Annotated in this window: 12 protein-coding genes and 2 pseudogenes; 5 read left to right on the plus strand and 9 right to left on the minus strand. The window is 69.3% G+C overall.

All coding sequences use genetic code 11. The features are described from left to right. Nucleotides 1-115 precede the first annotated feature (115 nt). Nucleotides 116-331: pseudogene (locus tag OHA19_RS39125) on the minus strand (terminal protein); the annotation flags it as partial. A gap of 125 nt (nucleotides 332-456) precedes the next feature. On the opposite strand from OHA19_RS39125, the gene OHA19_RS39130 reads away from it, so the two are divergent. Next, on the plus strand, nucleotides 457-1,275 hold the full coding sequence (locus tag OHA19_RS39130; RefSeq protein ID WP_331754026.1) for a GNAT family N-acetyltransferase: 819 nt from the start codon (nucleotides 457-459) through the stop codon (nucleotides 1,273-1,275). Here OHA19_RS39130 and OHA19_RS39135 read toward each other — a convergent pair. Next, nucleotides 1,241-2,338 (minus strand): helix-turn-helix transcriptional regulator, encoded by a 1,098-nt coding sequence (locus OHA19_RS39135; RefSeq protein ID WP_331750600.1) that lies wholly within the window; start codon nucleotides 2,336-2,338, stop codon nucleotides 1,241-1,243. The genes OHA19_RS39130 and OHA19_RS39135 overlap by 35 nt on opposite strands. An 8-nt stretch (nucleotides 2,339-2,346) precedes the next feature. Beyond that, a complete protein-coding gene (locus tag OHA19_RS39140) occupies nucleotides 2,347-2,514 on the minus strand; it encodes a hypothetical protein (RefSeq protein ID WP_331750601.1) in 168 nt (55 codons plus the stop codon). A gap of 56 nt (nucleotides 2,515-2,570) precedes the next feature. Here OHA19_RS39140 and OHA19_RS39145 point away from each other — a divergent pair, with 56 nt between their 5' ends. The 3 genes from OHA19_RS39145 (at nucleotide 2,571) to OHA19_RS39155 (ending at nucleotide 5,543) form a co-directional block, all read left to right on the plus strand. Beyond that, the gene (locus tag OHA19_RS39145) at nucleotides 2,571-3,290 is read left to right on the plus strand and encodes an IS6 family transposase (RefSeq protein WP_331750603.1); all 720 of its coding nucleotides are present in this window, start codon (nucleotides 2,571-2,573) and stop codon (nucleotides 3,288-3,290) included. Between the two features lie 65 nt (nucleotides 3,291-3,355). Beyond that, a complete protein-coding gene (locus OHA19_RS39150; protein ID WP_405722874.1) occupies nucleotides 3,356-4,774 on the plus strand; it encodes a hypothetical protein in 1,419 nt (472 codons plus the stop codon). 403 nt (nucleotides 4,775-5,177) lie between these two features. Beyond that, complete coding sequence (locus OHA19_RS39155) at nucleotides 5,178-5,543, plus strand: transposase (RefSeq protein WP_331754033.1); 366 nt, start codon at nucleotides 5,178-5,180, stop codon at nucleotides 5,541-5,543. Between the two features lie 20 nt (nucleotides 5,544-5,563). Here the strand turns inward: OHA19_RS39155 and OHA19_RS39160 are convergent. The 6 genes and pseudogenes from OHA19_RS39160 to OHA19_RS39185 all read right to left on the minus strand — a co-directional run. Further along, nucleotides 5,564-5,761, minus strand: a pseudogene (locus tag OHA19_RS39160) (IS5/IS1182 family transposase); the annotation flags it as partial. Between the two features lie 70 nt (nucleotides 5,762-5,831). Next, a complete protein-coding gene (locus OHA19_RS39165) occupies nucleotides 5,832-7,109 on the minus strand; it encodes a metallophosphoesterase (RefSeq protein ID WP_331750606.1) in 1,278 nt (425 codons plus the stop codon). Between the two features lie 191 nt (nucleotides 7,110-7,300). After that, a complete protein-coding gene (locus OHA19_RS39170; RefSeq protein ID WP_331750607.1) occupies nucleotides 7,301-7,978 on the minus strand; it encodes a response regulator transcription factor in 678 nt (225 codons plus the stop codon). After that, nucleotides 7,975-9,294 carry a histidine kinase gene (locus OHA19_RS39175; RefSeq protein ID WP_331750608.1) on the minus strand — a complete coding sequence of 440 codons (1,320 nt, stop codon included), beginning with the start codon at nucleotides 9,292-9,294 and terminating at the stop codon, nucleotides 7,975-7,977. Before OHA19_RS39175 ends, OHA19_RS39170 begins: the two co-directional genes overlap by 4 nt. A 194-nt stretch (nucleotides 9,295-9,488) precedes the next feature. Continuing rightward, entirely contained in the window at nucleotides 9,489-11,723 is a 2,235-nt protein-coding gene (locus OHA19_RS39180; RefSeq protein ID WP_331754037.1) for an MMPL family transporter, read from the minus strand. 173 nt (nucleotides 11,724-11,896) lie between these two features. Continuing rightward, entirely contained in the window at nucleotides 11,897-12,763 is an 867-nt protein-coding gene (locus OHA19_RS39185) for an SDR family NAD(P)-dependent oxidoreductase (protein ID WP_331754039.1), read from the minus strand. A gap of 57 nt (nucleotides 12,764-12,820) precedes the next feature. On the opposite strand from OHA19_RS39185, the gene OHA19_RS39190 reads away from it, so the two are divergent. Then, nucleotides 12,821-13,285: a MarR family winged helix-turn-helix transcriptional regulator gene (locus OHA19_RS39190; RefSeq protein WP_331750611.1), complete on the plus strand. Its 465-nt coding sequence runs from the start codon at nucleotides 12,821-12,823 to the stop codon at nucleotides 13,283-13,285. Nucleotides 13,286-13,538 lie beyond the last annotated feature (253 nt).

The following is a 13,538-nucleotide window of genomic DNA, read 5'->3' on the forward strand; positions in this document are numbered from 1 at the left end:
GAAGATCGACAACAGCGACCCACGAAGGCTCTGACAGGCGATCACCCCAGGTCAAAGCGCCAATCAACACCGCGAAGGCTTAGCGCACGATCTGACATGAATGTTCCTCAAGCCCCTTCCCGGCGCGGTAGCGCTCCACTGTCCGACGCGAGACGCCCAGGCGCTCCGCCAGGGCCTTGGTGGAACCCTTCGCCCGCGTGAGAAGGAATTTCACCTGTGCCGTTGCGGATTTCGGCGCGGGACGGGTGAAGACCTTCCGCTCTGCCCGCGCGAGGGCCCCCAGGACCTTGTCGCGGCGCGGGGCCGACTGCTGCTGCTCGTGATCGCTCATACCTCCAGGAACCACGGATCGCCTGTGGACAGTCGGCGGGCTCCCGCGCCCAAGTTGCCTGCCACCGACAGGTGTTAGGAGAGTGCCGGCTGGGGGAGGTTTGCGGTGACAAGGGGAGGAACATCGTGGGGAAGCGGAACGGGGCGCGCAAGGGTGCCCGGCGGTCGGGGAATCCGGCGCGCCGCGAGGCGGAGCGTCTGTACTCGGGGAGCGTGCTGGGTGAGCGCATGTACGCCGCCCCCACCACGGCCGAACGGTCCGGGATTCAGCCGGGAGACATCATCCCGGTGAGCGTCCCGGCGCTGCCGGACGGCATTGTGATCCGGGACGCGACCCGCGCCGACACGGCCCCACTGGAGCCGGTGATCCGGCTGGCCGACCCGGACAACCCCGACGGCTCCTGGCGGGTGCTTCCCACAGTGATCGACCAGAGCCTCGACCCGAAGAAGCCCTCGTACGTACGGGTGGTGGAGGAGACGTCGTCCGCCACCCTGGTCGGCGGCATGACGGCGCTCCCGGCAACGTGGGCCTTCACCCACCCCATGCTCATCGGATCGCCCAACGCGCACATCATCGCCGGTCTGGTCGCCTGCCTGGACTCCCTCGCGGTGGTCGACCAGTGGCGCGGCAAGGGCATCGCGCGCGCCCTGGTCGCCGAAGCGGAGAAGGCGGCGGGCTCAAACCCGGACGGGAAGCTGAGTGCGGCCGTCCTGTACGCCACGCACGAGCCGGAGCTGACGGACTTCTACGCCGGGCTCGGCTTCACCCTCTCCCCCGACGGCATCGGCATTCCCACCCCGGCCGGGTTGATCTGCCACGGCCCGACCAAGGGCTTCCGCTTCTCGGTGAAGCCGCTGCGCACCGGTGTCCAGCTGGAGCCCATGCCCACCCCGTACGGACGGCAGTTGGTCATCCGTGGCGTCCTGCCCGTCCCTGCGCGCTGACTTCAGCAGCGGGTGACGGCGTAGCCCGCGTCGTTGACGGCACGGGTCCACACGTCGCGGTGGTCTCCACCGGGCGGTGCTCGGTGATGTCCGGGAGCGAGCCCCTGGTGGTCACGGGGTGGCTGAGAGGGATCTCTTGGGGCAGCAGCGTGGTGTGCCTGGCCGTGCGGGTGCCCAATGGCACCCGCGGCTGGGGCGTGAGGAGGTAGCGGCGGGGTGTTCTGATGGGCAGGCCGGAGCGGGTGGTGCCTGCTGGGGGGCACGGGGGCTGGGGTCCTTGCAGTACGCCGGGTCCGGCAGGGAGGACGGTCTCCAGGAGGATCTGGCCGCGGAGGAAGTCGAGGTCTGCGGCACTGATGCCGAGTGGGGTGGGTGGTCCGTGGGGTTCTTCGGCCGGCGGGGCGTCCACCACTTTGATCGTGAGCGCCACGGACGGTCTTCGGGGAGTGCTGTCCGCGAGGCGGTCCCACACCTGCTGCCAGCGCCGTACGTTGTTCGGGGAGACGGTCAGCGCTTCCATGAACGCCGTGAGGTGGGCGCGGGAGGGGACGGCCTCACCTCTGAGGATGACGCTGAGGCTGCTCTTGGGCAGACGGTGCCGCTTGCCGTCGGGGGCTCGTCCTGCCGCTGTCTGCAGGTCACTCAGGGAGGGCTGGCCCTCTCTGGCCCGCATTTCCACCATGACGTCGTGCAGCTTGGCGAAGCTGTCGATGAGGTCGGGGTGGGTCATCACCGAACGGAGCGAGACGGCCAGGTCCCGGAACTCCGGGGAGATTCCCGCGCGGCGTCGACGTTCTTCTTCAGCCCTGCGCGCGGCCTTCCATAACCGTATCGCTTCCCTGGTGTCCGCCTCGCACGCGGTCGCGTACGCGAGCACCAGGCGGCGGGATGGCACCTTGCCGCTGGCGCCGCGCGACAGCGCCGACGCGGTGAACTCGTGGTTGGTCAGTTTGGCCATTGCCGCGTAGGTGACGCCTCGGCGCTCGCGCTGGGCACGTAGCCACAGCGCGAGCGCTTCGGACTGCCGGGTGCCGGCGGCAACGGCGTTCTCACGCCGTCCCATGGAACTGCTCAGACGGCCTCGAGCGGCGGCACGTCCGTCGCGCGCATGGCCCTGACGGACCGGACCGCGACGCAGAGGGCCCCGGCGATGAACTCGAGGGCGCCGAACACCGGCATCCCGAAGGCCGCGAGGACCCCCGCCACCACAACGACCACGACCACGACGGGCGCTGTCACGTTGGCGGGTGGCGTGGGAGGATCCTCGGGTTGATCGTGGTGGAGGGGGATCGTCCGTGGGGAGCGTGTCGCCGTCGTACAGGGGGCACCGGTACCCGGTCGAGATCATCGCGCACTGTGTGTGGCTGTACTTCCGGTTCCCGCTCAGTTTCCGTGAAGTCGAGGAGCTGATGCTCGAGCGCGGTGTCATCGTGTCCCACGAGACCGTGCGCCGCTGGTGTCTGAAGTTCGGGCAGGCGTACGCCAACGCGCTGCGCCGCCGACAGCCACGGCCGGGGGACAAGTGGCATCTGGACGAGGTCTTCATCAAGATCAACGGTGAGCAGAAGTATCTGTGGCGGGCTGTCGACCAGGACGGCAATGTCCTGGACATCCTGGTGCAGAACCGGCGGGACACGGCCGCGGCCAGGCGCTTCTTCCGCAGGCTGATGACGACGACGGGCGGGGTGCCGCGAGTGGTCGTCACCGACAGGCTGCGTTCCTACGGCGCCGCCCACCGCGAGGTCATGCCCTCGGTGGAGCACCGCTCCCACAAGGGATTGAACAACCGGGCCGAGAACAGCCACCAGCCGACGAGGCAACGCGAACGGGCCATGAAGGGCTTCCGCAGCGTGGGCGGGGCCCAGCGGTTCCTGTCCGCGTTCAGCGGCATCTCACCCCACTTCCGGCCCCGACGCCACCTGATGACCGCATCCGAACACCGAGCCGAAATGACCATCCGCTTCACCACCTGGGAGCAGATCACCGGCGTCACCGGCCGACCTACCGCGGCCTGAGCCCAGGCCGGCACCCGGCCCCACCACACCTCGACGCACAGTCAGACACCCACACACCCAACAACGTGACAACGCCCCTCTGGCCACTGGGCCCGATCTGCAGCCCCTGCTACCGACGGCACCGGCGGGATGCGGCACCATGCTCCCGATGCCAACAGCCCCAGGTTCTCGTTGGCCGCGACGATGACGGTGCCGGCCTCTGCGGACCCTGCTGCGGCACGGACATCACCTTCGCCTGCAACCGCTGCGGCACCGTCGGCGACGTCTACACCGACGGGGCCTGCGGCCGTTGCATCGCCGACGACCGAGTCCGAGATCTGCTCAGCCAGGAGGACGGGTCCCTCACCCCGCAACTTCAGCCTCTCGCGGACGCACTCATCGCCGCAGACCACCCGATCTCGGTGATCAACTGGTTGAGGAGGCCTAACTCCGGCGCGCGGATCCTCGCCGAGCTCGTGGACCAGAACGCAACGATCACCCACGCCTCTCTGGATGCTCTGCCCCAGGACGGAACGACCCGCTACCTGCGCGGGCTTCTGCGGGCCACCGGCGTCCTGCCGGCGCGGCCGGAGAACCTCGCTCGCCTGGAGGTCTGGTTCGCCCAGACACTGCAGCACCTGCCGCCGCACCAAGCCCGAATCATTCGCCCCTTCGCTGAATGGGGCGTGATCCGCGACGCGCGACGCCGATCAGCTCGAGGCCGCTACACGATCGGCGCCGCAGGAACTGACCGAGCGGACATCCGTGCCGGCATCAAGTTCCTGACCTGGCTCGACGACTACCAACTCGAACTCGACACCATCGACCAGGCGGTGTTCGACCTCTGGCTGACTACTCGACCGACACTCCACAGGCAGATAGGCGCCTTCATCCGCTGGGCCACCGCCCGGCGGCTCATCAGCGGCATGACCCTCGCCACCAGGAAGTTCGCCCCGCCGTCCCAATTCATGGGTGAGCACGAATACCAAGCACAGCTGAAGCGGTGTCTGAACGACGAGACGATCCCGCTCGAAGTTCGGATCACGGGCGTGCTGGTCGGGCTCTACGCCCTCACGATCCCCCGCGCCGCCGAGCTGACATGCGACCGGTTCCACCGCGACGGCGAAAGCTCATACCTCACCATCGACCGCAACCCCGTCCTCCTCCCACCCAAGTTGGCCCGTCTCATCGAGCGGCAGATAGAGGCACGCCCGGTGGGCCGCTTCATGCTCAAGCCCCCGCAGACGAGCGGCCCGACCTACCTGTTCCCCGGGCACTTCCCTGGCAGGCCGATCAGTGAGAGCCATCTCCACGGATTGTTGAGGCAACACGACGTCTCAGTGATCACCGCCCGGAACACCGCCATGTTGGAAGCCGTGGCAGACATGCCGCCCATCGTGATCAGCGACCTCTTCGGCATCCACCCCGGCACCGCCCACAGTTGGGCCCGACTCGCCCAAAACAGCTGGACCGACTATCTGGCCGCCCGCGAGATGACCGAATAGCGCAGCCTTCAAACACTGCCTCTTCACCAGTACCTCTACCCCGGCGACGACCCCTCGGTACTCATCCCCCGCATCCCGCGCGCCGTCCACACCCACGGCGTCTTCTTACGGCACCCGCACCCGGGCCACGGCTGCGGGTGCGAGTGGGACGACACCTGGCGCATGGTCTGGGCGCAAACAGGATGAATTGCATTGGCTGCAACAGTTCATAGAGCCCTACCTCGAACGTTCCTGCTGATCAGAGCCCCTGCCTCGGGCATCAGACATCCGCCCTGCTCAGGCAGCTGAACACCGCCTGCGAGAACGCTTCGAAGAAGCCGTCACGCAAGCTTTCGCAGAGCATCACGATGCCCCGATCATCCGCAGCTTTCCCGGACTCGCCTCACTGACCGGCGCCCGGATTTTGGCAGAGATCGGCGATGACCGGACCCGCTTTGCCAACGCCGGATCACTCAAGGCCTACGCAGGAAGCGCCCCGGTCACCAGGTCCAGCGGCAAGAGCTGCATGGTCATGAGTCGGAAGATCAAGAATCAGAGATTGGCTGCCGTCGGCTATGTCTGGGCCTTCGTCCCCCTTACCCGCTCACCAGGCGCCAGAGCCCACTACGACCGCCGCCGACAGGCCGGCGACCGCCACGTCGCCGCACAGAGGAACCTCTTCAACCGCTTCATGGGAATGCTGTTCTACTGCCTCCAGAACGGTCACATCTACGACGAAGCAATCGCCTTCCCGCAGCCGTCACCCGAACTTGCTGCAGCGGCGGCTTGACGCTTATCGGCGTGGGACGTCTTGTCCGCCAGGACCACGTCCGGTCTGGTGCGGGGCCGTCCTCGTGGGCGAGGAACGCGCAGGCCGGCCATCACGTCGGGGAAGGCCGGGGCGTCGCCGGCCTGTCCGGCGGTGAGCACGAAGACCAGCTGCCTGCACCGGTCGTCGGCGGCGAGGTGAACCTTGGTGGTCAGGCCTCCGCGGGATCGGCCGATGGCATGGTTCTTCTTCCGCCCTCGTCGGAACGGTCGGGCCGTGCTGGTCCTGATCGCCGACGCCACCTGTGCGTTATTGCCTGCGCAGTTCGATGACTGTGATGTCGGGTGGTGCTCCGACTCTGATGGGCGGCAGGGATGCTCCGACTCCGCGGGAGACGTAGAGCTGTGTGTGGTCGACGGTGGCCAGTCCTGCTGTGAGGGGCTGGGTCAGTGGCACGAGCAGGTTGCCGGGGAAGAAGGCTCCGCCGTGTGTGTGCCCGGACAATTGGAGATCGACTTCGTGCCGGGCGGCTTCGTGCACCTGCACGGGTTGATGAGCGAGCAGGACGACGGGGTGGGAGGCGTCGCGATCGCCGAGGGCCCTGTCGTAGTCGGGTGCGTCGCGGTTCTGCTTGCCTGTGACGTCGGTGACGCCCGCGAGGTCGATGGCTCCGCCCCGATGTTCGATCAGTGTCCGGGCGTTGCGCAGCGTGGTGACGCGGAAGTCGGCGAGTGTGGCGATCCAGGCGTCGATGTCGTGGCGGTAGTCGTGGTTGCCCGTGACGAAGAAGGCGCCGTGGGTCGAGGACAGCCGGGTGAGCGGCGCGGCGTGGGTGGCCAGGTCTTCGGCGCTGCCGTCGGAGAGGTCTCCCACGATGGCGACGATGTCGGGCGAGGTGTCGTTGATCATGCGGACCATGCGTGCGGTGTGGGAGCGGCCGAAGAACGGCCCGAGGTGGAGGTCGCTGGCCATGGTGATGCGCATGCCGTCGAGTGAGGGGTGCAGTCGGCGCAGGGCCACGGGTACGACTTTCACGTCGGGTGCTCCCAGGCCGCGGTGGAAGCCGTAGCCGGTGGTGGCTACGGCGGTACCGGTGGCGAGCAGCGCGACCGAGCGGGCCAGGACGAGACGGCGGTCCATCATCTGCGATGCGTCCTGGGCCGGTTGGGGATCCGGGTCGCCCGTGACCGGAGCCGCGACGGATTGGCCTTGCTGGGCGACCGGTACTCGGGGGGCCTGCGCGGGAACTACGGGGCCGGATTCTGTGCGACGCCGCAGTGCACGCGCGGTGAGGCGTACGGGGATCTCCAGGACGACGAGCGTCATCAGCAGGTAGGCGGCCAGGGCGACCCAGACGAAGGCCGGCCATGCCAGCCAGGCGATGCGTGTGGGGTTCGCGTACTGGGCGGCGAGGACACCGGTGGGGACCAGGATCGTGAGGGCGACCGCCGTGGCCCTGCCCGCGCGGCGCAACCGGGCGGACGCTGTGACGTCTTTGACGAGCCTCAGGTAGAGGTAGCGGTGTGCGGCGGCCGAGGTGACGATGCTCGCTGCGGCGACGGTGGCTTCCTGCAGGAGGGTGCTCACGCCGCTGCCTGAGCCGGTGGGAACGGACTGGAGACGGATCGCCCGTCGTGGGTGCTGGGGTCGAGGTGTCGGTGCATGGCGGCGGGGTGCTCCGGGAGGGTTGTCGAACGGTCGGGGGCGGCGGCGCCGGGGCGGCGGGACGGCCGCGTTGGACGACGGCATCTGGGGTCCAGGTGCCTGCTCGTGCGGGTTCAGTGGGGGTGGGCCAGGCCCACGTCGTAGGCGAAGATGACGGCCTGTACGCGGTCGCGGACATCGATCTTTGCCAGGATGCGGCTGACGTGAGATTTGACCGTCGACTCGGCCAGGTGGAGGTGGGCGGCTATCTCGGTGTTGGACCATCCCGTGGCGATGGCGCCGAGGACTTCGCGTTCGCGTTCGGTCAGGGCGGCCAGTTGTCGTCGCTGTTCGGGGCTGAGGACAGGAGCGCCGGGCGTCCGCTGTGGGTGCGAGGTGGTGAAGGCGTCGATGAGTCTGCGTGTCAGGCTCGGGGAGATGACGCTGTCGCCGGCCGCCACGGTTCGGATGCCGACGACGAGTTCCTCGGGGCGTGCGTCTTTGAGGAAGAAGCCGGCCGCGCCGGCCCGCAGGGCCTCGTAGGCATACTCGTCGAGGTCGAAGGTGGTCAGGACCAGGACCCGCGAACGGCCGCCGGATTCGACGATGCGCCGGGTGGCTTCGATGCCGTTGACGCCGGGCATCCGGACGTCCATCAGGACCACGTCCGGGCGGAGTTCCGCGGTCAGGCGCACGGCCTCCTGGCCCTGGGAGGCTTCGCCGACGACCGAGATGTCCGGCTGTGCTTCAAGGAGCATGCGAAAGCCCAGTCGTTGCAGGGTCTGATCGTCGACGATGAGGACGGTGGTCATATGCGGGGCTTCTCCGTGACGGCGCTGGGCATGGTGCGGGAGGTGCTGAGGACGGTGTGGACGCGCCAGCCGCCGGCGCGGGTCGGGCCTGCGCTGATGCGGCCCTGGTACAGGGCGGCGCGGTGGCGCATACCGACCAGGCCCTGCCCGCTGTGCCTGCCGTGCCGTTCGCTGTCCGCCGCCCTCGACGGGCCTATGTCCTCCACCGTGACGTGTATGGACTCCTCGTTCCTGTGCAGGTCGACGGACACGGTGGTGTCGGCCGCGGCATGTTTGAGGGTGTTGGTGAGGGCTTCCTGCACGATGCGGTAGACGGTGAGCTGGAGGCCGGGACTGAGCGGTGTCAGGTCCCCGTCGGTGTGCAGGTCGGCGGTGGGGCCGGCTGCGCGGACGCGGTGGAGCAGCGCGGGCAGGTCCTGAAGGGTCGGCTGCGGGGCGAGCGAGGCGGTGTCCCGCTGTGTCGCGGGGTTGTCGACCACGATGAGCAGGCGGCGTAGTTCCGCGAGGGCCTCGCGGCCGCTGTCACCGATGAGGTCGAGGGTGTCGGCGGATCTCTCCGAGCGGGACCTGGCCAGGGCGGCGGCTCCGTCGGCGAGGCCGATGATCACGGCCAGGGTGTGGCCGAGGATGTCGTGCATCTCGTGGGAGACGCGGGTGCGTTCCCAGGCCGCGGCCAGTCGGGTCTGCTGGTCCCTCTCGGTCTCCAGAGCCACGATGTAGGCCTTCGCCAGACGTCCGGTGAGGGCCAGTCCGGCGCAGGCGGTCACGGCGAGCATGGCCAGCAGCGTGACGATTTCCGGGCGCTTGGCGTGTTGCAGCTGGCCGCTTCCCCAGAACGCCGCGACCCAGACGATGAGTTGGGCGGCGGTGACCATGCAGGCGATGACCAGCTGACGGTGCCTGCCGTAGCGGCCGACGTTGTAGAGCGCCACGATCCGGGCCGCGTCGGCGCCGTTGAGAACGTTCAGCGGCAGCGCGAGGACGGAGGCGGCTGTGGTGATCGCGAACACCAGGCCGGGACGGCGTTCTCGCCACAGCAGCGGAACCGTGTAGGCGAGGGTGAGGACGATCTCGCTGGGCAGGTGGGCGCGGTTGGCCGGGTTGAGCAGGGAGGGCAGGCCGAGGGCGGCGCAGAAGACGGGCACGGCCCACAGCCGCAGCCGGGGGTGGTCGCGGTCGAGGATCCGCCATGCTGCCAGCCCGCTGATGATCGACACCGTGACGCGGTGGTCGGGGTCGCTGGTCAGTGACCGCGGAAGCCGGGAGGCATGGGGCGAGGTGGCGCGTAGGGGTTCTCGGCTGGTCGGCTCGCTCATGACAGGTGGGGCCTTTCGCTGTCCGGGCAGGCCGCCCGCCGTTCCTCGGGGAGCGTGAACCGGCGGGCGGGGGCAAAGGGGCCCGGACAGCCGATGTGCGGTGCACGGTGTGCTGTCCGGGCCCCCGGGGACCGCCTGCCGCCCCTCGGGGGATGGGGGCCGGCGGGCGGGATCGGGGCGTGCCGTGGTCGTGCCTACCCGAGGGGGGCGGGTGCCGTCGGCTCCTGGTCGCTCTGCGCGGGGACGTGTGCGTGGCGGTCGCGTTCGGCCAGGACCTGGCGGAGCTTCTCGCCCTCCACGTCGACGTTGGGCAGGAGGCGGTCGAGCCAGCGGGAAAGTGCCCAGGCCTGTGCGCCGAGCAGGGTCATCACCGCGGGGACGAGAGTCATGCGGATGACGAAGGCGTCGAAGAGGACCGCGGTGGCCAGGCCCATGCCGATGGATTTCACCAGGGCGATGTCGTCGAGGAGGAAGCCGGCGAACACGGAGATCATGATGATGGCGGCGGCGGTGACCACGCGGGCGCCGTGGCGGAACCCGGTGACGATCGCTTCGGTGGGGCCGGCGCCGTGGACGTACGCCTCGCGCATCCCGGAGACGAGGAACACCTCGTAGTCCATGGCCAGGCCGAAGACCACGCCGATCAGCAGGATGGGCAGCAGGCTGACGATGGGAGCGGTCTCGTCGACGCCGAAGACGTCCTTGAGCCAGCCCCACTGGAACACGGCGACCAGCACGCCGAGGGTGGCGACGACGCTGAGCAGGAAGCCGGCCGCGGCCTTGATCGGGATCAGGACCGAGCGGAACACGAGGAGCAGCAGGACCAGTGCGAGTCCGACGACGATGGCCAGGTACGGCACCATCGCCTCGCCGAGCTTGGCGGAGACGTCGATGTTGAGCGCGGTCGTGCCGGTCACCATCACCTGCGTGCCGCTGTCCTTCTCCACCGCGTTGCTGCGGTCGCGGATGTCGGCGACCAGGTCGACGGTCTCCTGGCTGGTGGGCGGGCTGCTCGGCACCGCGGTGATCAAGGCGACGTCACCGGCCTCGTTGAAGACCGGGGGCCGTACGGTGGCGACGTCGTCGAGGCCGTCCAGCATGGCGGAGGTGTCCGTGGCCGCGGTCTTCGCGTCGTCGCTGTCCCGTGCGTCGACGACGATGGTGAGCGGGCCGCTGAAGCCCGGCCCGAAGCCCTTGCTGAGCGTGTCGTAGGCCACACGCTGGGTGCTGCCGGGGGCGGCCATGCTGTCGTCGGGCAGGGTCAGCCGCAGCGACAGTGCCGGGATGGCCAGTACGCCCAGGCCGACGACCGAGGCCAGCACCATCTTCCAGGGGTGGCGGGTGACGAATCGGCCCCAGCGAACGCCCATCGTGACGCGCCGGCCGTGCTGCTCGGCCCGCACGCGACGCGTGGTGAGGCGGCCGTTAGCCACGCGGGTACCGGTGAAGCCCAGCGTGGCCGGCAGGAGGGTGAGCGCGACCAGGACGGCGACGGTGATGGCGAAGGCCGCGGCCAGGCCCATGGTGGTGAGCATCGCGATGCCGATGACACTCAGACCGGCCAGCGCGATGACGACGGTCAGACCGGCGAAGACCACCGCCGAGCCCGCGGTCCCCAGGGCGCGCCCGGCGGCTTCCTCGGGTGCGTGCCCCTCACGCAGCTCTGTCCGGTAGCGGGAGACGATGAACAGGGCGTAGTCGATGGCCACCGCCAGACCCAGCATGAGCGCCAGGGTCTGCGCGTTGGAGGCCATGTCGACGAACGACGAGGCGACGGTGATGGCGCACAGGGCGATGCCGACGCCGACGATCGCGGTCAGCAGGGGCAGCCCGGCCGCGACCAGCGAACCGAAGGTGATGACCAGGACGAAGGCGGCGACCAGCAGACCGATCAGTTCGGCCGCGTTGCTCTCTTCCCCCTCCAGCACCGCGTTGCCGCCGAGGCTGACGTTCAGGTCTGCCTTCTTGCCCTTGTCCGCCACCTCGTGCAGGGCGTCCGACGCGGCGGGAGTGATGTCGGCCTGCGGGACGGCGTAGGTCACCTGGGCGTAGGCAATGCTGCCCGAGGAGCTGACCAGGCTGGCGGTGAAGGGGTCGGTGACGCTCGCCACCTGCGGTGCCTTGCGCAGATCGGCGACCAGGGACTCCACCTCCTGCTTGTGCGCGGCGGACGTCAGCTTCTGCCCGTCCGGAGCCTCGATGACCACGCGGGCCGTGGCGCCGGCGGCCGAGGCCTGCGGGAACTCCTTCTCCAGCAGGTCGATGGCCTGCTGCGACTGGGTTCCGGGAAGCGTGAAGTCGTCCGTCGTACTGCCCGACACGCTGCTGACGCCGATGACCGCGGCGACGAGCACCGCGATCCATGCCAGCAGCACCAGTCGGCGCCGCCGGAAGGCGAGCCGGCCGAGCCGGTAGAGAAAGGTGGCCACGAAAATTACTCCCACCAGGAGAAAAACGGATGTGTGAGGGCGAGCCCGACAGGCTCCGCCCATGAACGTAGGAGTCGGGTGCGGCCGAAAAGAGCTACTGGAGGACGAATCCGCGCCCGGGGCGGTACCCCGGTACCGCCCCGGTGTCCTCCTTGAGGCGGGTGTGCCGGGTCTCAGCCAGCCGGGTGGGCGGCGAGAAGTGCCGCGGTCGCGTCCCACAGCTCCCGCTGCACGCGCGCGTCCCGGCCGGGCTCGGGGCACTGCAGGGGGCGGGCGTCGCGGGCGGAGAAGTAGCCGCCGGTGGTGCCCGCGAGCGCCGGGTCGGTGGCGAGCCGCACGATGATGCCGGCGCCCTTGCGGGGATCGCCGATCCTCAGGGTGTTCAGCACCCGCTGCAGGACGGCGGAGCCGGGCAGGTCCCGGCCCAGGCCGGTGGCGTTGAAGCCGGGGTCGCAGCAGTTCACGGTGACCTTGTCCGCATCCAGGCGGCGGGCCAGCTCCTGCGTCCACATGATGGTCATCAGCTTGGTGCGCCCGTACAGGGGCATCGACTCCCGGCGGGTGTAGGGCTCGGTGCGCCGCAGGTCCTCGGCCGGGGCGATCGTTTTGGCCTGCTGGGCCGCTTCGGAGGCGACGTTGACGATCCGGGCCGGTGCCGAGGCGCCGAGCTTCGACGTCAGCGCCTCGGTCAGGACGAACGGACCGAGGTAGTTCACCGCCGTCATGTCCGCGAGGCCCTCGGTGGTGACGCGTTGCGCGAAGGCGTGGAGGCCGGCGTTGTTGACCAGGACGTCCAGGCGCGAGTAGTGCGCGGCGATCTCCTCGCCTGCGCGGCGGGCGTCGGAGAGCAGGCCGAGGTCGGCGTGGAAGACGTCGACGGGCTCGTCGGTCACCGCCCTCAGGTCGGCGACGAGGGCTTGCGCCTTGCTGCGGGAGCGGGCCACGGTGCCGATGCGGTAGCCCTGGCGGGCCAGCTCGAAGGCGGCGATGCGGCCCAGTCCGGAGGTGGCTCCGGTGATCACGGCGACGGGACGATCCATCTCACAACTCCTTTCGTGAGGTACCTCACGATACTGTTGTGCGAGGATACCCGAACCATGGAGCAGCACGAATCAACGACGACGGGCAGCGCCCCGGAGCAGGTGGGACTGACCTTCCTCACCCTCGCGTACAGCCTGCGCGAACAGGTCGACCAGCGCACGACGGCGACCGCCGGCCTGTCCCTGTCCCGCACCAAGGTCCTTCAGGTACTGGACGGCCGCGGCGCGCTCCACCAGGCGGAGCTGGCCGCATCCCTCGGCCAGGCACCGCGCTCCGTCACCCAGATCGTGGAGGGTCTTGAGCGCCTCGGCATGGTCGCCCGGACCGGCGACCCCGAGGACCGCCGCCGCAAGACCGTCTCCATCACCGACACCGGCCGCACGGCACTGAGGGCCGCGGAAGAAGCGGGCACGCACGTACTTCGCCAGTACTTCGGCCGGCTCGAACCGCACCAGCTGGCCACACTCGACACGCTCCTCGCGCACCTGGACATCGCCCTCACCGGCGACAAGACCGGCTGACACACGCACGGAAGAAATCGCCTGGGGGAGGCCTTGTGGTGCGGAAGCGCCGCTGCTGCCCTAGGTGGCTTTGTTCACGACTCGCGGGTTCTGGCACAGATCTTGGGGAGCGGTCGCTGAGCGTCACCTTGGTGTTCGATTGTGAGGGGCTGGGTCGCGTGAGACCGCGTACGCCTGGTCGTCCGGTAGCCAAAAATGACGCTCCGTCAAGTCTTTGGTCGTCTCTGCCGTGGTCGGCCGTGAACGGTGATCG

Source organism: Streptomyces sp. NBC_00012 (assembly GCF_045040875.1).
In the GTDB taxonomy this organism is placed as follows: Bacteria; Actinomycetota; Actinomycetes; order Streptomycetales; family Streptomycetaceae; genus Streptomyces.